This window comes from Rhizobium sophorae (genome assembly GCF_013087515.1).
Classification (GTDB): domain Bacteria; phylum Pseudomonadota; class Alphaproteobacteria; order Rhizobiales; family Rhizobiaceae; genus Rhizobium; species Rhizobium sophorae.
The window spans coordinates 25,688-44,054 of the sequence record NZ_JABFCN010000057.1 but is presented as its reverse complement, the minus strand read 5'-3'; the positions used below and the strand labels follow the sequence as shown (position 1 = coordinate 44,054).

The 18,367-nt window shown below is 61.1% G+C and carries 16 protein-coding genes and 2 pseudogenes; 12 read left to right on the top strand and 6 right to left on the bottom strand.

The window, feature by feature from the left end:
- Positions 1-143: 143 nt before the first annotated feature.
- The 8 genes and pseudogenes from G9X64_RS30570 to G9X64_RS30535 all read left to right on the top strand — a co-directional run.
- Positions 144-1,163: a sugar ABC transporter substrate-binding protein gene (locus G9X64_RS30570; RefSeq protein WP_168307876.1), complete on the top strand. Its 1,020-nt coding sequence runs from the start codon at positions 144-146 to the stop codon at positions 1,161-1,163.
- Between the two features lie 155 nt (positions 1,164-1,318).
- A complete protein-coding gene (locus G9X64_RS30565) occupies positions 1,319-2,383 on the top strand; it encodes an ABC transporter permease (RefSeq protein ID WP_168307875.1) in 1,065 nt (354 codons plus the stop codon).
- A 2-nt stretch (positions 2,384-2,385) separates the two neighbouring features.
- Entirely contained in the window at positions 2,386-3,168 is a 783-nt protein-coding gene (locus G9X64_RS30560; RefSeq protein ID WP_131619478.1) for an ATP-binding cassette domain-containing protein, read from the top strand.
- Positions 3,165-3,797, top strand: coding sequence for a nucleoside triphosphate hydrolase (locus G9X64_RS30555; protein ID WP_168307874.1), 633 nt, complete (start codon positions 3,165-3,167; stop codon positions 3,795-3,797). The genes G9X64_RS30560 and G9X64_RS30555 overlap by 4 nt, the downstream gene beginning before the upstream one ends.
- A 175-nt stretch (positions 3,798-3,972) precedes the next feature.
- Positions 3,973-5,019, top strand: coding sequence for a dihydroorotase (gene pyrC / locus G9X64_RS30550; protein ID WP_168307873.1), 1,047 nt, complete (start codon positions 3,973-3,975; stop codon positions 5,017-5,019).
- A 180-nt stretch (positions 5,020-5,199) separates the two neighbouring features.
- Positions 5,200-6,378, top strand: a complete 1,179-nt coding sequence (locus tag G9X64_RS30545) for a GGDEF domain-containing protein (RefSeq protein WP_168307872.1) — start codon at positions 5,200-5,202, stop codon at positions 6,376-6,378.
- Between the two features lie 204 nt (positions 6,379-6,582).
- Positions 6,583-7,119: a glyoxalase superfamily protein gene (locus G9X64_RS30540; RefSeq protein ID WP_168307871.1), complete on the top strand. Its 537-nt coding sequence runs from the start codon at positions 6,583-6,585 to the stop codon at positions 7,117-7,119.
- Between the two features lie 29 nt (positions 7,120-7,148).
- Positions 7,149-7,304: pseudogene (locus tag G9X64_RS30535) on the top strand (diguanylate cyclase domain-containing protein); the annotation flags it as partial.
- Positions 7,305-7,339: 35 nt separating this feature from the next.
- On the opposite strand, the gene G9X64_RS30530 reads toward G9X64_RS30535, so the two are convergent.
- The 3 genes and pseudogenes from G9X64_RS30530 to G9X64_RS30520 form a co-directional block, all read right to left on the bottom strand.
- The gene (locus tag G9X64_RS30530; protein WP_168308103.1) at positions 7,340-7,897 is read right to left on the bottom strand and encodes a hypothetical protein; all 558 of its coding nucleotides are present in this window, start codon (positions 7,895-7,897) and stop codon (positions 7,340-7,342) included.
- Between the two features lie 537 nt (positions 7,898-8,434).
- Complete coding sequence (locus G9X64_RS30525; protein ID WP_246271082.1) at positions 8,435-8,917, bottom strand: anthrone oxygenase family protein; 483 nt, start codon at positions 8,915-8,917, stop codon at positions 8,435-8,437.
- A 2-nt stretch (positions 8,918-8,919) separates the two neighbouring features.
- A pseudogene (locus G9X64_RS30520) lies at positions 8,920-9,712 on the bottom strand (NmrA family NAD(P)-binding protein).
- Positions 9,713-9,813: 101 nt separating this feature from the next.
- Here G9X64_RS30520 and G9X64_RS30515 point away from each other — a divergent pair.
- From G9X64_RS30515 to G9X64_RS30505, 3 genes are all read left to right on the top strand, one after another.
- A complete protein-coding gene (locus G9X64_RS30515; RefSeq protein ID WP_168307868.1) occupies positions 9,814-10,470 on the top strand; it encodes a TetR/AcrR family transcriptional regulator in 657 nt (218 codons plus the stop codon).
- 71 nt (positions 10,471-10,541) lie between these two features.
- Complete coding sequence (locus G9X64_RS30510) at positions 10,542-11,231, top strand: orotate phosphoribosyltransferase (RefSeq protein WP_168307867.1); 690 nt, start codon at positions 10,542-10,544, stop codon at positions 11,229-11,231.
- 62 nt (positions 11,232-11,293) lie between these two features.
- Entirely contained in the window at positions 11,294-12,220 is a 927-nt protein-coding gene (locus G9X64_RS30505) for a carbohydrate kinase family protein (RefSeq protein ID WP_168307866.1), read from the top strand.
- Positions 12,221-12,324: 104 nt separating this feature from the next.
- On the opposite strand, the gene otsA is transcribed toward G9X64_RS30505, so the two are convergent.
- The 3 genes from otsA to G9X64_RS30490 form a co-directional block, all read right to left on the bottom strand.
- The gene (otsA, locus tag G9X64_RS30500; RefSeq protein ID WP_168307865.1) at positions 12,325-13,740 is read right to left on the bottom strand and encodes an alpha,alpha-trehalose-phosphate synthase (UDP-forming); all 1,416 of its coding nucleotides are present in this window, start codon (positions 13,738-13,740) and stop codon (positions 12,325-12,327) included.
- A 506-nt stretch (positions 13,741-14,246) separates the two neighbouring features.
- Positions 14,247-15,872, bottom strand: coding sequence for a glucose-6-phosphate isomerase (gene pgi / locus G9X64_RS30495; RefSeq protein WP_168307864.1), 1,626 nt, complete (start codon positions 15,870-15,872; stop codon positions 14,247-14,249).
- 137 nt (positions 15,873-16,009) lie between these two features.
- The gene (locus G9X64_RS30490; RefSeq protein WP_168307863.1) at positions 16,010-17,710 is read right to left on the bottom strand and encodes a long-chain fatty acid--CoA ligase; all 1,701 of its coding nucleotides are present in this window, start codon (positions 17,708-17,710) and stop codon (positions 16,010-16,012) included.
- A 247-nt stretch (positions 17,711-17,957) separates the two neighbouring features.
- On the opposite strand from G9X64_RS30490, the gene G9X64_RS30485 reads away from it, so the two are divergent.
- Entirely contained in the window at positions 17,958-18,350 is a 393-nt protein-coding gene (locus G9X64_RS30485) for a PRC-barrel domain-containing protein (RefSeq protein ID WP_003545104.1), read from the top strand.
- The last annotated feature ends 17 nt before the right edge of the window (positions 18,351-18,367 follow it).

Here is an 18,367-nt window from a genome sequence, read left to right as displayed (position 1 = left end):
ATTGACAAGGCGATTTCTTTTCGCTCTTAATTGCCGTCGTCAAGGGCACGGGACCGGTGGAGGCATTGCCATCCACGGCGACGTGTCGTTCTGTAAATTCCGGCCCCGCAGGGGCGGCGCCGGCAAACTCTGGGAGGAGTTCCATGAAGAAATCTGTTCTCGCTTTCGGCGCGCTCGCGCTTAGTGTCACCTTTTCCGCTCCTGTCATGGCGGCTGACGTTGCTGCCTGCCTTATCACCAAGACCGACACCAACCCCTTCTTCGTCAAGATGAAGGAAGGTGCGACGGCCAAGGCCAAGGAACTCGGCGTTTCGCTGAAGTCCTATGCCGGCAAGGTCGACGGTGACAGCGAAAGCCAGGTGGCCGCGATCGAAAGCTGCATTGCCGATGGCGCAAAGGGCATCCTGATTGCTGCTTCCGACACCAAGGGCATCGTCTCTTCGGTCAAGAAGGCGCGTGAAGCCGGCCTGCTGGTCATCGCTCTCGACACGCCGCTCGAGCCGGCCGATGCCGCCGACGCCACCTTCGCCACCGACAACCTGCTCGCCGGCAAGCTGATCGGCCAGTGGGCCAAGGAAACGATGGGCGACAAGGCCAAGGATGCCAAGGTCGGCTTCCTCGACCTGACCCCGTCGCAGCCGACGGTCGACGTTCTGCGCGACCAGGGCTTCATGATGGGCTTCGGCATCGATCCGAAGGACCCGAACAAGATCGGCGACGAGGACGATGCTCGTATCGTCGGTCATGATGTGACCAACGGCAATGAAGAAGGCGGCCGCAAGGCCATGGAAAACCTTCTGCAGAAAGATCCGAGCATCAACGTCATCCACACGATCAACGAGCCGGCCGCGGTCGGCGCCTATCAGGCGCTGAAGGCCGTCGGCATGGAAAAGAACGTGCTGATCGTCTCGGTCGACGGCGGTTGCCCGGGCGTGAAGTCGGTCAAGGAAGGCGTCATCGGCGCCACCTCGCAGCAATATCCGCTGATGATGGCAGCCCTTGGCGTCGAGGCGATCAAGAAGTTCGCCGACAGCGGCGAAAAGCCGAAGCCGACCGAAGGCAAGTCCTTCTACGACACCGGCGTCTCGCTCGTCACCGACAAGCCGGTTTCCGGCGTCAAGTCGATCGACACCAAGGAAGGCACGGACAAGTGCTGGGGCTGAGCCCTGATTGTTGAAAGCAGATCGGCCGGGGCTTGATCCCCGGCCGTTTTCGACGGACGATGTTCCGTCGCCTCACGAACCGGCTAATCAAAGACCGGATGGATATCGGTGACGGCCCCCGCGCGAGTTCGGCGCGCGGATGCGGAGGAGGAACCATGACCGGAACACAGGAATTCGAACGTGTCCTCGACGGCAGCGACAAGAGCGTTGCCTCCTTCGAGCCCGAGAATGTCTCGCTGATCAAGCGCGCGCAGCATTTTCTCCACTCGACGCCGGCCGCCGTGCCGCTGATCGTGCTGGTGCTGGCGATCATCATTTTCGGGATGACGATCGGCGGACGGTTCTTCTCGTCCTATACGCTGACGCTGATCCTGCAGCAGATCGCCATCGTCGGTATTCTCGGCGCCGCCCAGACGCTGGTCATCCTGACCGCCGGCATCGATCTTTCGATCGGCGTCATCATGGTGATTTCGGCGGTTATCATGGGCAATGTCGCCATCACTTATGGCATACCGACGCCGATTGCAGTGGTCGCCGGGCTTGTCGTCGGCGGCCTTTGCGGATTGCTGAACGGCTTCCTCGTCGCCTACATGAAGCTGCCGCCCTTCATCGTCACGCTCGGCACCTGGAATATCGTCATGGCGACGAATTTCATCTATTCCGCCAATGAGACGATCCGCGACACCGACGTCGACGAAAAGGCGCCGCTGCTGCATCTTTTCGCCGTGAGCTTCAAGCTCGGCAGCGCCGTGCTGACCCTCGGCGTCATCGCCATGGTGCTGCTCGTCCTGGTGCTCTGGTATGTCCTCAATCACACCGCCTGGGGCCGGCATGTCTATGCGGTCGGCGACGATCCGGAGGCGGCCAAGCTCTCGGGTATTCAGACCAAGAAGGTGCTGCTGACCGTTTACGCCATTTCAGGCGTCATTGCCGGATTGGCCGCCTGGGTCTCGATCGGCCGCAATGGCTCGATCTCGCCGTCCTCGGCCGTCACCGATTTTAACCTCCAGGCGATCACTGCGACCGTGATCGGCGGCATCTCGCTGTTCGGCGGCCGCGGCTCCATTCTCGGCACGCTCTTCGGTGCCATGATCGTCGGCGTCGTCTCGATGGGCCTCAACATGCTCGGCGCAGACCCGCAATGGAAAGTCCTTTTGACAGGCGTGCTGATCATCGCCGCTGTCGCCATCGATCAGTGGATCAGAAAGGTTTCGGTGTAATCATGGCTCGCGAACCCCTTCTCACCGCCCGCGGTCTCGTCAAGCGTTATGGACGCGTGACCGCGCTCGACAATGCCGATTTCGACCTCTATCCGGGTGAAATCCTCGCCGTCATCGGCGATAACGGCGCCGGCAAATCCTCGCTCATCAAGGCGATATCGGGCGCCGTCACCCCGGACGAGGGGGTGATCACGCTGGAAGGCCGGCAGGTGCAGTTCCGCTCGCCGATGGAAGCGCGCGAGGCCGGCATCGAGACCGTCTATCAGAATCTCGCTCTTTCGCCGGCGCTGTCGATCGCCGACAACATGTTCCTCGGCCGCGAGATCCGCAAACCCGGCGTGCTCGGTTCGATGTTTCGAATGCTCGACCGGCCGGCGATGGAAAAGCTGGCGCGCAACAAGCTCACCGAACTCGGCCTGATGACCATCCAGAACATCAACCAGGCAGTGGAAACGCTCTCCGGCGGTCAGCGCCAGGGTGTCGCGGTCGCCCGTGCCGCAGCCTTCGGCTCGAAGGTCATCATCATGGACGAACCGACGGCAGCGCTCGGCGTCAAGGAAAGCCGCCGCGTGCTGGAACTGATCCTCGACGTGCGCGCCCGAGGCCTGCCGATCGTGCTGATCTCCCACAACATGCCGCATGTCTTCGAAGTGGCCGACCGGATCCATATCCACCGTCTCGGCCGGCGGCTGACGGTGATCGATCCGAAGGAATACACCATGTCCGACGCCGTCGCCTTCATGACCGGCGCCAAGGCTGTGCCGACGGAGCCCGTCGCGGCATGACGGCGAGCGTAGACGAAATTGCCGGCGAGGTTCTGAACCGCGCCGGCAACTCCAGGCGTTTCCTCGTCGCCATCGCCGGGCCGCCGGGTGCCGGCAAATCGACCATGGCCGACAATCTGGCCAACGCCCTGAAGGCGAAAGGCGAGAGTGTCGCGGTGCTGCCCATGGATGGTTTCCACATGGACAATGCCATTCTCATCGAACGCGGCCTGCTGGCCCGCAAGGGCATTCCGGAAACCTTCGATGTGCGTGGCTTCCTGGATATCGTCCGCGCGGTTCGCCCCGCAGATCAGGAAGTTCTCGTCCCCGTCTTCGACCGCTCGCGCGAGCTTGCGATTGCCTCTGCCCGGCCGATCTCTCCCGAGGATCGTTTCATTATCATCGAAGGCAATTATCTGCTCTTCACGCAGGGCAAATGGGCTGAACTCGACGGCATCTTCGACTACACGATCATGCTCGCCCCACCAATCGAGGTGCTGGAAGAGCGCCTTTGGGATCGCTGGCGCGGTTACAACCTGACCGAAGAGGCCGCCAACGCCAAGGTCTACGGCAACGACCTGCCGAACGGCCGGCTGATCCTCGAAAACCGCCGCCCGGCCGATGTGACGCTGGAGATCGCGCTGGCGTGATGCCGCGGCGATTGTTTTCATGTAAAAGCCAATGCATGTCGCCCGGAAGTGTGCAGCGCTTCCGGGATGACGACATGCATGAAACAAAGAGCTAAAGCGCGTCGCATGAATCGATTTCAATGCGCCGCGCTTTAGTGCTATCGAGGCCGCAGACGCATCGCTTCGGAGGTCTGCCATGCAATCGATCACCATCCGCCGTCCTGATGACTGGCATCTGCATCTGCGCGATGGCGCCATGCTGGAAGGCGTGATCGCCGATACGAGCCGCACCTTCGCCCGCGCCATCATCATGCCCAATCTCGTGCCGCCGGTCGTCACCACTGCTGACGCCAAGGCCTATCGCGAGCGTATCCTCAAGGCCTTGCCGGAGGGTCATCGTTTCCAGCCGCTGATGACGCTTTATCTGACCGAGCATACAAGCCCCGATGACGTGGAGGAGGGGAAGAACAGTGGCCTCATCACCGCCGTCAAGCTTTATCCCGCCGGCGCCACAACCAATTCGCATGGCGGCGTCCGCGACATGGAAAAGGCGATGCCGGTGCTGGAGCGCATGGCAAAGATCGGCCTGCCGCTCTGCGTCCATGGCGAGGTGACGACGCCGGAGGTCGATATCTTCGACCGCGAGGCTGTCTTCATCGAGACCGTGCTCGATCCGCTGCGGCAGCGCCTGCCGGAGCTGAAGGTGACGATGGAGCATGTGACGACATCAGATGGCGTCGATTACATCAAGGCGGCCAAGGGCAATCTTGCCGGCTCGATCACCACCCACCATCTGATCATCAACCGCAACGCCATCCTCGTCGGCGGCATCCGCCCGCATTATTACTGCCTGCCCGTCGCCAAGCGCGAAAACCATCGGCTGGCCTTGCGCGCCGCCGCCACCAGCGGCGATCCGCGCTTCTTCCTCGGCACGGATTCGGCCCCGCATATCGACCCGCTGAAGGAATGCGCCTGCGGCTGCGCCGGCATCTATACCTCGGTCAATACGATGAGCTGCCTCGCCCATGTCTTCGAACAGGAGAGCGCCCTGGAGCGGCTCGAAGCCTTCGTGTCGTTGAACGGACCGGCTTGGTACGGGCTTCAGCCGAACGAAGATCGCATCACCCTGTCACGGCAGGCCGACCCGATCATCTTTCCCGCCAAGATAGAAACCGGCGCAGGCCCGGTGACGGTGTTCGATCCGATGTTTCCCCTGCACTGGCAGGTGATCCAGCAGGCGTAAGCTCGCAGAATTCAATTTTAAATGGATTTTTTATCCTAAATCCCGGCCTAACGTTAAACGCGTAACATTTGTATTGTGCGGTGCATCATTTGTTAACGGATGCATAAGACATTCCTCAGCACCGACCCCATGAGCTGCCGACATCATCCGGCGCGGCTGCAGTCGCGGAGGCTGAGAAGCATGATGCTTGACTATAACTCCCTCTTGCTGGCGCTCGCCGTTTCCGCGGCCTGCCTTGCCGTGACGCTGATGGGCAGCTGGCTTGTCCGCCGGGCGGAAACCGTGCTGCTCACCGCCACCGTCGGCCTGGTCCTCGTCGTCAGCGGCATTTTTGTCTACAGCGCCTATGTGACGACACCTGAGAAGTGGTTCGGCGTCGGCAACTTCGTGCTGTTTCATGCCGGTTTTGCCACCATATGGGGTGCGGGCAGACAGTTCCTCACTGGTCACCTGTCCATCCGAGCCATCGCGATCCGTGCGCTCGCGGCGATGGTCTTTTCCGTGGTGCCGATGTTATCGGGGTATGACGGTCTGGCTTTCATCGTCGACAATCTCGCCATCGCCCTTTTGCTCTTTGCCACCGCCCGGCAATATTGGCTTGCCCGTGCCGAAGCACCGGCGCCGCTCCTCGGCATCACAGCGCTTTATACGTTGACGGCGATCTCCTTCGTGCTTTGCGCCGCCGTGCTGATATCAGACGGCAAGCTGGTGCTCGGCAAGGCCCCCAGCAACTGGGCCGAAGATCTGAGTCTGGCCGTCTGCATCGCCGGCATGACCGGGATCGGCGCGCTGTCGCTGGCGCTGCATCAATGGCGGCTCGCCGCCCGCCATCGCCTCGAGGCAATCACCGATCCGCTGACCGGCCTGCTCAACCGCCGCGCCCTGTTCGACGAGTACGGCACGCGCCCGATGGGCAACACCACCGCCGTCATCGTCTTCGATATCGACCATTTCAAATCCGTCAACGACCGCTTCGGCCATGCCGCCGGCGACAGCGTGATCAAGGCCTTCGCCGGCGAGCTCGCCGCCCATTGCCGCACCGGCGACATCGCCGCCCGGCTCGGCGGCGAGGAATTCGCGCTGGTGCTGAAGGAGATCATGCCCGGCCGGGCTGAACTCGCGGCCGAGCGCATCCGCCGGGCGTTCGAGGCGCGCGAGATCCAGATCGACAACGAAGTGCTGAAATGTACGGTCAGCGTCGGCGTCGCGCCCGGTCGCTCGAAGAGCCTAGATTTCGACGCCATGCTGAGTGCCGCCGACAAGGCGCTCTACGTCGCCAAGCGGGCCGGCCGCAACCGGGTCGAACTTGCCAGCCACCTGCAGGCGGTTCCGCTCGAGGCATCGCGCACCGCGTCTTGATTCCTGAGCGGCCCTCTCATAATATCGCCCTCGGCCGGATGCGGCCAGCCGCCCCGCGACGCCCGACGTTTGACACTTTGGCGTTATGGTGAATGCATCCAGATACCATCCTTCACATCCCTTGCCGTTTGGCGATCGATGGCGAACGGGTCAGCAGACGCGGGCACTGATCTTCCTGTTTGCCGCCAACGGAAGGATGACATCATGCGCGATTTTCGCGATGCCAAGCTCATGGCAAAAACATTGCGGCAGGCTCTCGCCGACCGCGACATTTCGCTGACCCACAGCGAGACCCTCGAAATCGTCGCCCGCCAGTTCGGGCTCGATCAATGGAATATCCTCTCGGCAAAGATCGATGCGGCAGGGGCTAACCCCTCCGCCATCGGCATCGAGCCGCCGATGCCGATTTTCCGCATCTTCTCGGTCGAAAAGGCCATGGAGTTCTATTGCGGCTTCCTCGGCTTCCATCTCGATTGGGAGCACCGTTTCGGCGAAAACTTCCCGCTCTATTGTCAGGTCTCGCGCGACGGCATGGCGCTGCATCTCAGCGAACATTCCGGCGACGCCAGCCCCGGCGCCAAGGCCTTCGCCCGCGTCGCCAATGTGCGGGCCTATCACGCCGAACTCTCAGGCAAGGACTACCGCTACATGAAGCCCGGCGTCGAGGAAGCACCGTGGGGGCTGGAGATGACCGTCATCGACCCCTTCAGCAACCGTATCGCCTTTTGCCAGCAGACGTAGTTGTCAGCGCAGCTTGGCTTATAGGTGACAAATCGGTCAACGACCGCTATCGCCAGGCCGCCGGCGACCGCGTGCTCCAGGTCTTCGCCGATGAACTGACGGCACGTTGCCGCCCCGGCGATACCGCGGCCCGGCTCGGCGGCGAAGAGTTTGCGCTGGTGCCGACGGAGATCATGCCCCGCCGAACTCATCCGGAAAGCCTTCGAGGCGCGGCGTTTCTTCAATCTACCCGGCGCAGACTTTCCACAAAGACACCCCGACTGGTGCCTCGCCCCGAAACGGCGATCCGCTGTCCCGGTCCAAGTTCCCGCCTGATGTTCTCAGGGACACGGCAAATTTCGTCGAATAGCATCGGAACCCCTTCGACCTGAACCGGTGACCGGCATTTTTTGCTACCCCATTCATGGGCGTCGACGACGGTGAAAGAAAGCTCCACCCGATGGCCAGCGATAAAGGCGAATAGCATCGGCACCGCGATGATGACGAGGTGCTTTCCGCAGAAATAACCGGCGATCGGAGCGATTAGCAGGCCGAAACCTCTCCTCACGCCGTCGATCTCGCGCCTGCTCTTCAAAATGAGCCAAAACGGCAATGCCGCAGAGACCACGCCGACGGCGAGAGCAGGAAGGGCCGCCTTGGAGATCCACTCGTTTGACGGCAGAAAGTTAAAGCCGGGTATCTGGACGAAAATGGCAAGTACAGCCGGCAAGAGTAACATGGTCAGAAGGATCCGGCCCAGTTTACCGAGCGGCCACTTGACACTCTCCTTCGACCCCATGGACAACGTACCGCTCTTTACATCGCAACCTGTCAATCACTCTGTGACACATTTCGGCTGGCGGCTTCAAGGGGGCACGATCAGGGCAGTAAAAGCCATTTTGGTTACGTCTAAGTGGTCGCGGAACCACTTTATACACCAACGACAAACTACAAGGATGGCGCTCCTTGGATGTCGGCGCTTGCATCTCCGTCCTTGGAACCTACAGTCACACAATCGATGTTGTTTCAATGGAAATGAGTCCTGGTCGGTAGGATGGGGAACCAGATGAAATATGTTTCGGTGCTGATTTTAGCGCTTCTGTCGATTGTCTTCGGATGGTTATTCTATGAAAGGTACTGGAAGTTCCGAGATTGCATATCGCAGGCCCTATCCAGTTGCCTCACTCCCGACGGTGACAATCTAACGCAAGGCGGCTCTCTGTGGGCTGGTTTGGCAGGGCTGTTCTTGTTGCTCGCTGTGATCTCAGCCTGGCGCTCTTTCCGAAGCCGGGATGCTGGCAAATAAGCTGGAGCGGCCAACTCTCCCGCTTGCTTCTCAAACGATCATCAACGCCCGCACGAAGGCCACCGAGGCAAGCAGCGACGCGATCGTTCTCACATGGTTCCACCAGGTCCAGTCCCTGACATAGGTGGTCCAGAGCTGAACCGCTTCCGTCCCGTTGCCGCCGACCTTTGCCAGCGCATCGTTCATCGGCACGTTGAAGATGATGGTCGAGACGAAGGAGGCGAAGACATAGAGGGCTGCACCCGCCAGCATCAGTGCGGATGCCCCGCCGCGCCAGTTGATCAGGGCGAGCGCGGCGACTACGAGGCAGAGGATCGCCGTCGGCACGAAGAGGCCCATGAAGGGCGAGCGGACGATCGTCACGTTGATCGAGTTCATCGCCGCGATGCCTTGTTCCGCCGGAATGCGCGAGAAGGCGGCCATGATGAAGGCCGAGAAGGCGAAGAAGATGCCGGCGACGAGGCCGCTGCCGATCGCCGCGGCGACGAGGGAGATGATGAGAATGATCTGCATGGTCAACTCCATAGTCCGGTTGCCGCGGTCCGGCGGGCATATTCGCTGAAATCGGTGGCGGGACGGCCGAGAATTTCGGCCACACCGCCCATGGTGCCGGAGTTGCGCCCATCGAGCACCTGGCCGAAGAGTTCCTTCAGAAGATCGATCAGGTCCTGCGGCAGGCCGGCATCCGCAAGCCCGCCGGTGAAATCCGCCATCGACACCTGCTCATATTCGATCGGCCTGCCAGTGGCCGCGGCGATCTCGGCGACCGCCTGGCGGAATGTCAGCGCTCGCGGGCCGGTCAGTTCGTAAGTCTTGTTGCGGTGGTGCGGATCGGTCAAGGCGGCGACGGCGGCATCGGCAATGTCGTCGGCATCGATGAAAGGTTCGCTGATCTCGCCCGCCGGCAATTGCAGGCGGCCGCCCAGGATCTGCTCGACAAAGGCGCCCTCGCTGAAATTCTGGCAGAACCAGGAGGCGCGCAGGATGGTGGTGTTTATGCCGGAGGCCTTGAGTGCCGCCTCGCTGCGCTGCGCGCCCTCTTCGCCCCGGCCGGAGAGCAGCACGATATGCTCAAGGCCGCATTCCCTGGCGACCTTGGCGAGCGCTTCGATCCGGCTGGAAGGCGACATAGGCGCTCGATGCGCCGTCAAGCGCGCCGCGCCAGGTCGACCTGTCCTCCCAGTCGAAGGGACGGGCGCTGGAGCGCGATGCGGCGCGAACGCTGTGCCCGCGCTCTTCCAGGCGCTTGATGATGCGGCCGCCGGTCTTTCCCGATCCACCGACGAGAACGATTTCGGAAGTTTGCATGTCAAAACTCCTCCCAAACATTGCAAACAAGAGAAACTCTCTCATTTGCAAAAAGAGATAATCTCTCTTATTTTGTTTGTCAACGTGGAAAAGGAGAGAGCATGTCGGAACAGCCGGTCGCAACGCGCAGACGCCAGCAGGCGTCTACCGGCCAGCTGCGCCGCATTCCCAGCCAGCAGCGCGGCCGCGAGCGCTTCGAAAAGATCCTCACTGTGGCCGCCGAGCTGATCGAAAGCCATGGCAGCGACGGCTTGAAGATGAGCGAGATCGTCGAAAAGGCTGGTCTCTCCTTCGGCGCCCTCTACCAATATTTCCCCGACAAGACCTCAATCATCCGCACATTGGCCGAGCGCTTCAACGAAGAGGGCAGGCGATGCGTCGAGGAGGAACTGGCGAAGGTGACCGACGCTGCAGCCCTGCAGGGCGCGCTCGCCAATATCGTCGACGAATATTACGCCTTCTTCCGCCGCGAGCCTGTCATGCGCGACATCTGGCATGCGACCCATACCGACAAGCTGCTGCAACAGGTCGATGCCGAGGACATGGAATTCCATGCCCAGGCATTTCTCGCGGTGCTTATCCGCCTATGGCCAGATCGCGACCGGAAGGAGCTGCTCGCGATCGCCCGACTGACGATGCAGCTGCTTGCCGCCGGCGTGCGTTATGCCGTTTCGCTGGATGCGGAGGAGGGCGCTCAGGCAGTCGCCCTGTTCAAGAAGATGCAGATCGTTGATATCGGCCGCCTGCTGCAGCAATAGCCCGCCTTTCGTCTGGAAACGGCGGGCTCTTGCTGCTATTCCCGCAGGGATCCAAGCCGAAGGAGAGCCGCATGATCCAGACCACATTTCCCGACCGTGCCGTGATGGCCGAATTGCTGGCCAAGATGCTCTGGGAAATCAAGGCGGTCCATTTCAATGCCGATCAGCCCTATAAACTTTCCTCCGGCATGGCGAGCCCGGTTTATATCGATTGCCGCAAGCTGCTCTCCTTCCCGCGCATCCGCTCGACGGTGATGGATTTTGCCGCCAGCACCCTGCTGCGCGACGCCGGTTTCGAGCAGTTCGATTGCATCGCCGGCGGCGAGACCGCCGGCATTCCCTTCGCCGCCCTGCTGGCCGATCGTCTCGGCCTGCCGATGATCTATGTTCGCAAGCAGCCGAAGGGCCATGGCCGCAATGCCCAGATCGAAGGCAACATGCCGGAAGGGTCGCGGGTGCTGGTCATCGAAGACCTGACGACGGCAGGCGGCAGCATGTTCAAGTTCATCGATGCCATCCGTGCCGCCGGCGGTATCGTCGATCACGGCATTGCGCTGTTCTTCTACGGCATTTTCGGCGAACAGCGCTTTGGCGACGGCAAGGTCAGGCTGCATCACATCGCCACCTGGCGGAATGTTCTGGCCGTTGCCAAGGAGCAGAAACTCTTCGACGACAAGACGCTGTCGGAGGTCGAGGCCTTCCTCGATGCGCCGCTGGCCTGGTCGGGAAGAAATGGTGGCGTTAGTGAGCTTTCGCTCTAGCCGGTTGACAAAAGCTCGCTTAATCGGTTGATGAACGTATCAGTGCTGTTGGGAGGAATACGATGATTTTGTGCTGCGGCGAAGCCTTGATCGACATGCTGCCAAGGGACACGACCCTCGGTGAAAAGGGCTTTGCGCCCTATGCCGGCGGCGCGATCTTCAACACCGCCATCGCGCTCGGCCGCCTCGGCATCCCCACCGCCTTCTTCACCGGCATTGCCGATGACATGATGGGCGAAATCCTGCTCGAAACGCTGAAGGCGAGCAACGTCGATTACAGCCCCTGCGCCATCACCTCGCGTCCCTCGACCATCGCCTTCGTCAAACTGGTGAACGGCCAGGCGACCTATGCCTTCTATGACGAGGGCACGGCGGGCCGGATGATCACCACCGCCGACCTGCCTGTTCTCGGCGACGATTGCGAAGCCTTACATTTCGGCGCGATCAGCCTGATCCCGAGCCCCTGCGGTGAAACTTACGAAGCCCTGCTCGACCGCGAAGCGGCAAGCCGCGTCATCTCGCTCGATCCGAATATCCGTCCCGGTTTCATCAAGGACAAGCCGTCGCATATGGCCCGCATCAAGCGGATGGCTGCGAAATCCGACATCGTCAAATTCTCCGACGAGGATCTCGACTGGTTCGGCCTGCAGGGCGACCATGATGCGCTCGCCGCCCACTGGCTGGACCACGGCGCCAAGCTCGTCGTCATCACCAAGGGCGCGGAAGGCGCTTCCGGTTATACAAGGGATCGCAAGGTAACGGTGCCGAGTGAGCGGGTCACCGTCGTCGACACGGTCGGCGCCGGCGATACCTTCGATGCCGGCATCCTGGCGTCGCTGAAGATGGATAATCTGCTGACCAAACGCCAAGTCGCTTCGCTGGATGAGCAGGCGCTGCGCAACGCCCTGACCCTCGGCGCCAAAGCCGCCGCCGTCACCGTCTCCCGCGCCGGCGCCAATCCGCCCTGGGCGCGCGAGATCGGACTTTAAGGCTTAAGCCCCGACCTCTCGATTCTCTCTTCTCCCCTCGGGGGATCCGAAGGACGGGTCGGCCCGAAGGGTCGGATGCGCGAGGACGGGTCGATGCCGATCGATCAGGAGGCTATCCGGGAGTCACGCTCCGGTCGAAGCTCGGGAGGAAGCACCAGGTCCCGCAAAAAGTTCTCGCACCAAAGTGAGACGTCGTGGGTTAGCAGATGCTCCATCATCATGCTCCAGCGGTCGCGGCGCTCCTCCAGCGACATGGCAAGACCCCTGGCGAGGGCATTGGCAGTGCCTTCGACATCGTAAGGATTGACCAGCAGCGCGCCCTTCAACTCTCTGGCCGCGCCGGCGAAGCGCGATAGCAACAATACGCCCGGGCGATCGGGATCCTGAGCGGCGACATATTCCTTGGCGACGAGGTTCATGCCGTCGCGCAACGGCGTGACCAGCCCGATCGTCGCCAGCCGGTAGAGGCCGGCAAGCACGTTGCGGCTGATCGATCGGTTGACATAGCGGATCGGCACCCAGTCGACCGTTCCGATGGCACCGTTCACACGGCCTGCCTGTTCGGCGACCATCTTCTGCATATGTTCGTATTCGGGAACTTCCGATCGCGACTTCGGCGTGACCTGCAGATAGGTGACCTTGTTCTGGTAGCCAGGATTGCTGGTGAGGAAGCGTTCGAACGCTTCCAGCCGCTGAATGATGCCCTTTGAATAATCGAGGCGGTCGACCCCGATGATCATGTCCCGGCCTTCAATGCTGCGCCGGGTCTTCTGTACCATGATATTGTTTGCGGCCCTCTCGGCGAACTCGGCGAAGCCCGCGGTTTCGATCCCGATCGGATAGGCACCGGCCTTGAATATCCGCCCATGGGAATCAAACAATCCATTTCCAAGGTCGTCGCCAATTCCCTCCCTCCTGAGATAACCGGCAAAATTCTGGAGGTCGTAATCGGTCTGGAAGCCGACGAGATCATAATGCGAGAGGCCACGCATGATTTCTTCATGAACGGGCATCGTGACCAGAATGTCGGCCGGCGGCCATGGAATGTGCAGGAAGAAGCCGATCCGGTTCTTCAGCCCCATCTGGCGCAGTTCAGCCGCCAGCGGTATGAGGTGGTAATCATGAACCCAGATGGTGTCGTCCGCCTCGATCATCGGCGCCAGCCGGTGAGCTAAGAAGCGGTTGACGCGGAAATAGCCGGCCATTTCCTTCCGGCCATATTCGGCGAGGTCCAGTCGATAATGGCAGATGGGCCAGAGAACACGGTTTGCAAAGCCGCGATAATATTCCTCGACGTCGGTGTCGGTGAGATCGGTCAGCGCATAGGTGATGTTGCCCTTCTGCAGTTGCGACAGCGGGCCAGGTTCCCTGTCCCCGCTCGAGTCTCCCGACCATCCCATCCAGATGCCGCCACGCTCCTGCAGGGCTGCCTGCAGCGCAACGGCCAGACCGCCGGCAGCGGCGCTCCCATCTTTGGCGGGCATGGGAACACGATTGGAAACGACGATAAGACGGCTCATGAGCTTCCTTTAAAGAAGATGGGACATGAAAACGCTGCGTGACGAGCGTCTTGAGACATCTCCTGAACTTGGCGGGGACCATGCAGTAAAGGCGCCGACATCGCCACAGCCGGCCCGCCGCGAGCGGCCCAAGCGGAACAACGAACGGAGCATTTTCTGCACAGATTTTGCTTGAATCTAGGGGGTTTCCCCCGAATTGAAAGAATTCATTCTACAATTTTTGACTAGAAGAACGTTCAATCCGACTCCGCATGACGAAGCCAATCGTGCGGATGCACTGGGGCGCCTGATCAGTTCACCATTTGCGGCCGCGGATGGGGCGTCGCAGGACGGGCACGGATGGTTGCACATCCGTACGGGTTGGGGGGTAAGGCGGCGCCCTAATCCTCAAGAACAGGATGATTTTAGGCGGGGTCCGCCCAAAATCTGAATCCTGTTTTACGTTCCAGAGCTAAGCACGATTTGGTCCGAAACCGCTCACACTTTTCGGCATCATGCCCAAGTGCCTACTTCGCAAGCTTCGCCAGCGCCGCAACCAGGCCCTGCGTCGAGGAGTCGTGCGATGCTGCACTTTCCTTGCCTTCGACGACCGGTAGCAGGCCCGTCGCCAGTTCCTTGCCGAGCTCGACGCCCCACTGGTCGAAGGAGTTGATCCGGAAGAGGACGCCTTCGACAAAGACGCGGTGTTCGTAGAGCGCGATCAGACGGCCGAGCGCATAGGGCGTCAGCTTGTCGTAGACAAATGTGATCGACGGCCGGTTGCCGGTAAAGACGCGGTGCGGCGCGATGAAATCGGCCTTCTTGTCGTCCATGCCCTTGTCGGTCAGCTGCTTCTTGGCTTCTGCAAAGGTGCGGCCCTTCATCAGTGCTTCCGACTGGGCGAGAACATTGGAGATCAGCAGCTGGTGCTGGTGGCGCAGTTCCGGCTCGAAGGCGTTGGCAGCGATCATGAACTCGGCCGGGATGATGCTCGTGCCCTGATGGATCAGCTGATAGAAGGCATGCTGGCCGTTGGTGCCGGGCTCGCCCCAGACGACAGGGCCGGAATTGCCTTCGACCGGCGTGCCGTCGATGGTGACGCCCTTGCCGTTCGATTCCATGTCGAGCTGTTGTAGATAGGCCGGGAAGCGCGACAGGCGCTGGTCATAGGGCAGGATGGCGCGGGTGGGGTAGCCGAGCACATTGCGGTGGTAGAAGCCGATCAGGCCGAGCAGCATCGGCAGGTTCTCGGTAATCGGCGTCTTACGGAAATGATTGTCGATGGCATGGGCGCCGTCGAGGAACTTGCCGAAATTGTCAGGCCCGACGGCGATCATCAGCGGCAGGCCGATCGCCGACCAAATCGAGTAACGACCGCCGACCCAGTCCCAGAAGCCGAAGACGCGGGCGCTGTCGATGCCGAAGGCGGCGACCTTGTCGAGCGCCGTCGACACGGCGGCGAAGTGGTGCTGCACGGCCGCTTCGCCGAGCGCCTTGGCGATGAAATTGCGCGCCGTCTGCGCATTGGTCATCGTCTCCACGGTGGTGAAGGTCTTCGAGGCGACGATGAACAGTGTCGTTTCCGGCTGCACCAGCTTCAGGATATCGGCGATATGGGCGCCGTCGATATTGGAGACGAAATGCGCGCGCGGGCCGTCATGGAAGGGCGCCAGCGCCAGCGTCGCCATCACCGGCCCGAGATCCGAGCCGCCGATGCCGATATTGACGACATCGGTGATCGCCTTGCCGGTGGCGCCCTTCAAGGTGCCGGAGCGGACGTCGTCGGCAAATTTGCCCATGCCGGCAAGCACCGCATTGACGTCGGGCATGACATCCTTGCCGTCGACCAGAACCGGCGTGTTGGAGCGGTTGCGCAGCGCGGTGTGCAGAACGGCGCGATCCTCGGTGAAGTTGATCGCCTTGCCGGAGAACATCTCCTCGCGCTTCTTTTCGACGCCGCCTTCTTCGGCAAGCTTCACCAGCAGTTTGAGGATGTCGTCATTCACCGCCGTCTTGGAAAAATCCATCAGCAGGTCGTCAAGCTCGACGGAAAAGCGCGAAAAGCGCTGCTGATCGGCGGCGAAGGCGGCACGGATGTCGGTTGCCTTGGTGGCGGCCGCGGTGCTTTTCAGCTGTTCGACGATGGCGTTCATGGGAGGCTCCTTTGGAGGCGGAAAGGTTGCGGAAACTATTCGCTTTCTCACCCGCAAATCAAGTTCAGCCACCTGCCGAAATAGAAAAAAGCCACCCGCGGCGAGCGGATGGCTCTAATTTCATCACACTGTCAATTTCAGCCACGCAGGTCCTTGCGCAGGATCTTGCCGACCGGCGACTTCGGCAGCTCGGTGCGGAATTCGATGAAGCGCGGGCGTTTGTAATTGGTGAGGTTGGCGATGCAGTGGGCTTTTACCTCCGCTTCCGTCAGGTTCGGATCCTTCCTGACCACGAAGAGTTTTACCGCCTCGCCCGAATGTCCGTCCGGGACGCCGATGGCCGCGGCCTCGAGGATGCCGGCATGCATGGCGGCGACTTCCTCGATCTCGTTCGGATAGACGTTGAAGCCCGAGACCAGGATCATGTCCTTCTTGCGGTCGACGATCTTGGTATAGCCGCGTTCGTCCATGAAGCCCATGTCGCCCGAGCGGAGGTAGCCGTCGTCGGTCATCACCCGCGCCGTCTCTTCCGGCTTCTGCCAGTAGCCGGCCATCACCTGCGGCCCGCGGATGCAGATTTCACCGACTTGGCCGAGCGGCAGCGAATTGCCCTCGTCGTCGCGGATATCGAGGTCGGTGGAGGGAAGCGGCAGGCCGATCGTGCCGGTGAACTCGGGCGAATCGAAGCGGTTGGCAGTGGCAACAGGCGATGTCTCGGAAAGGCCGTAGCCTTCTGTCACCGCCGTGCCCGTCATCTTCAGCCAGCGTTCGGCGACCGGGCGCTGGACGGCCATGCCGCCGCCGAGCGACATGATCAGCGAGGAGAAATCGAGCTTGGCGAAATCGGCATTGTTCATCAGCGCATTGAACAGCGTGTTGAGGCCGGGGAAGATATGCACCTTCGATTTTTCGAATTCCTTGACGAGACCGGGAATGTCACGCGGATTGGCGATCAGGATATTGTGGGCGCCAAGCGACATGCCCATCAGCGAATTCACCGTCAGCGCGAAGATGTGGTAGAGCGGCAGGGCGCAGAGGAAATTCAGCACCTCCGGCTCTTTCTTGCGCTCGAAGGCCGATCGCAGCCAGAGGGATAGCTGCAGCTTGTTGGCGAGCAGGTTTTCATGCGTCAGCACCGCTCCCTTGGCGACGCCCGTCGTGCCGCCGGTATATTGCAGGAAGGCGATATCGCCGCCTGTTAGGGTGACCGGCCGGAGCTCTTTTCCCGCACCTTCGCGCAGCACCTGACCGAAGCTCTTGCACTGAGGGATCGACCAGGAGGGAACGAGCTTCTTCACCTTGCGCACGACGAAATTGACGATCAGCCCCTTCGGCCCCAGCATTTCCCCGAGCGAGGTGACGACGACATGGCGCAAATCGGTCTTGTTGAGGACCTGCTCCACCGTGCGGGCAAAATTCTCCAGCACGAAGATCGCCTTGGCGCCGGAATCCCGCAACTGGTGTTCGAGCTCGCGCGGCGTATAGAGCGGGTTGACATTCACCACCACCAGGCCGGCGCGCAGAATGGCGTAGGTCGCGATCGGATTCTGCAGCACGTTCGGCATCATCACGGCGACGCGGTCGCCCTTCTGAAGGCCGGTGCTTTGCAGCCAGGCTGCGAGTTTGCGCGTCTGGCTCTCCAGCTCGCGGTAGCGCATCGCCTTGCCCATGCTGGAAAAGGCGGTCCGGTCGGCGTAACGGGCGCAGGATTTTTCGAGCAGTTCGGTAAGCGAAGCATATTCCAGCGGCGGAATCTCTGCCGGAACGATATCGGGATAGGCGGCAAGCCAGGGTTTGTCGGGCTTGGCTCCGTTCGGATGGACGGAAATGCTGTTCATCTTTGTCCTCTCTCCCTTGCTGCCGCCGCCGGCGCCGAGCCGGCAATCGACTAGAAGGATCCTCCATCTTCCAGTCCGGCAGCTTATGCCATTGCTTGAACGGTTCAAGCCGAATGAAGCTATACTAACCTTGACGTAAACGTCAACATTCGGGCGCTGCACGATCGTTGGAAGGATGGGGAACTTTGAGTCCGCCATGACGTTGATCTTGCACACTCATCATCAGAAGCAACAAAGGAGGTGCACAATGTTGAACCAGGATACCGACGCCACCCGCCGTGACCCGAATGTCAAGGACACGCATTCGCTGATCGCCAGCGACCGTGTCGAAGGCACCCGCGTGTATGGTGCGGATGGCAGGCATATCGGCTCGATCGAACGCCTGATCATCGGAAAGCGCGACGGCCGCGTTGCCTATGCCGTGCTGAGCTTCGGCGGCTTCCTGGGCATCGGTCACGATCACTATCCGCTTCCCTGGGAAAAGCTGAACTACGACACCCAGCTGGATGGCTATCGCATCGACCTGACCAAGGAGCAGATCGAAGGCGCCCCGAGCTATTCGGACGATGACGACACCTGGTACAACGATAATGGTCGCCGGGTCTATGATTACTACGGCGTGCCGCCCTACTGGATGTAACGTCGTCCGATAGGCTG

What these genes read in the sequence shown, in the direction of transcription:
- G9X64_RS30570 (WP_168307876.1), top strand. Translation starts at nt 144, where the DNA reads ATGAAGAAATCTGTTCTCGCTTTCGGCGCGCTCGCGCTTAGTGTCACC.
- G9X64_RS30555 (WP_168307874.1), top strand. Translation starts at nt 3,165, where the DNA reads ATGACGGCGAGCGTAGACGAAATTGCCGGCGAGGTTCTGAACCGCGCC.
- G9X64_RS30525 (WP_246271082.1), bottom strand. Translation starts at nt 8,917, where the DNA reads ATGCAGATCATTCTCATCATCTCCCTCGTCGCCGCGGCGATCGGCAGC.
- pgi (WP_168307864.1), bottom strand. Translation starts at nt 15,872, where the DNA reads ATGAACGCCATCGTCGAACAGCTGAAAAGCACCGCGGCCGCCACCAAG.
- G9X64_RS30515 (WP_168307868.1), top strand. Translation starts at nt 9,814, where the DNA reads ATGTCGGAACAGCCGGTCGCAACGCGCAGACGCCAGCAGGCGTCTACC.
- G9X64_RS30485 (WP_003545104.1), top strand. Translation starts at nt 17,958, where the DNA reads ATGTTGAACCAGGATACCGACGCCACCCGCCGTGACCCGAATGTCAAG.
- G9X64_RS30490 (WP_168307863.1), bottom strand. Translation starts at nt 17,710, where the DNA reads ATGAACAGCATTTCCGTCCATCCGAACGGAGCCAAGCCCGACAAACCC.
- G9X64_RS30510 (WP_168307867.1), top strand. Translation starts at nt 10,542, where the DNA reads ATGATCCAGACCACATTTCCCGACCGTGCCGTGATGGCCGAATTGCTG.
- G9X64_RS30565 (WP_168307875.1), top strand. Translation starts at nt 1,319, where the DNA reads ATGACCGGAACACAGGAATTCGAACGTGTCCTCGACGGCAGCGACAAG.
- otsA (WP_168307865.1), bottom strand. Translation starts at nt 13,740, where the DNA reads ATGAGCCGTCTTATCGTCGTTTCCAATCGTGTTCCCATGCCCGCCAAA.
- G9X64_RS30545 (WP_168307872.1), top strand. Translation starts at nt 5,200, where the DNA reads ATGATGCTTGACTATAACTCCCTCTTGCTGGCGCTCGCCGTTTCCGCG.
- G9X64_RS30540 (WP_168307871.1), top strand. Translation starts at nt 6,583, where the DNA reads ATGCGCGATTTTCGCGATGCCAAGCTCATGGCAAAAACATTGCGGCAG.
- G9X64_RS30560 (WP_131619478.1), top strand. Translation starts at nt 2,386, where the DNA reads ATGGCTCGCGAACCCCTTCTCACCGCCCGCGGTCTCGTCAAGCGTTAT.
- G9X64_RS30530 (WP_168308103.1), bottom strand. Translation starts at nt 7,897, where the DNA reads ATGGGGTCGAAGGAGAGTGTCAAGTGGCCGCTCGGTAAACTGGGCCGG.
- G9X64_RS30505 (WP_168307866.1), top strand. Translation starts at nt 11,294, where the DNA reads ATGATTTTGTGCTGCGGCGAAGCCTTGATCGACATGCTGCCAAGGGAC.
- pyrC (WP_168307873.1), top strand. Translation starts at nt 3,973, where the DNA reads ATGCAATCGATCACCATCCGCCGTCCTGATGACTGGCATCTGCATCTG.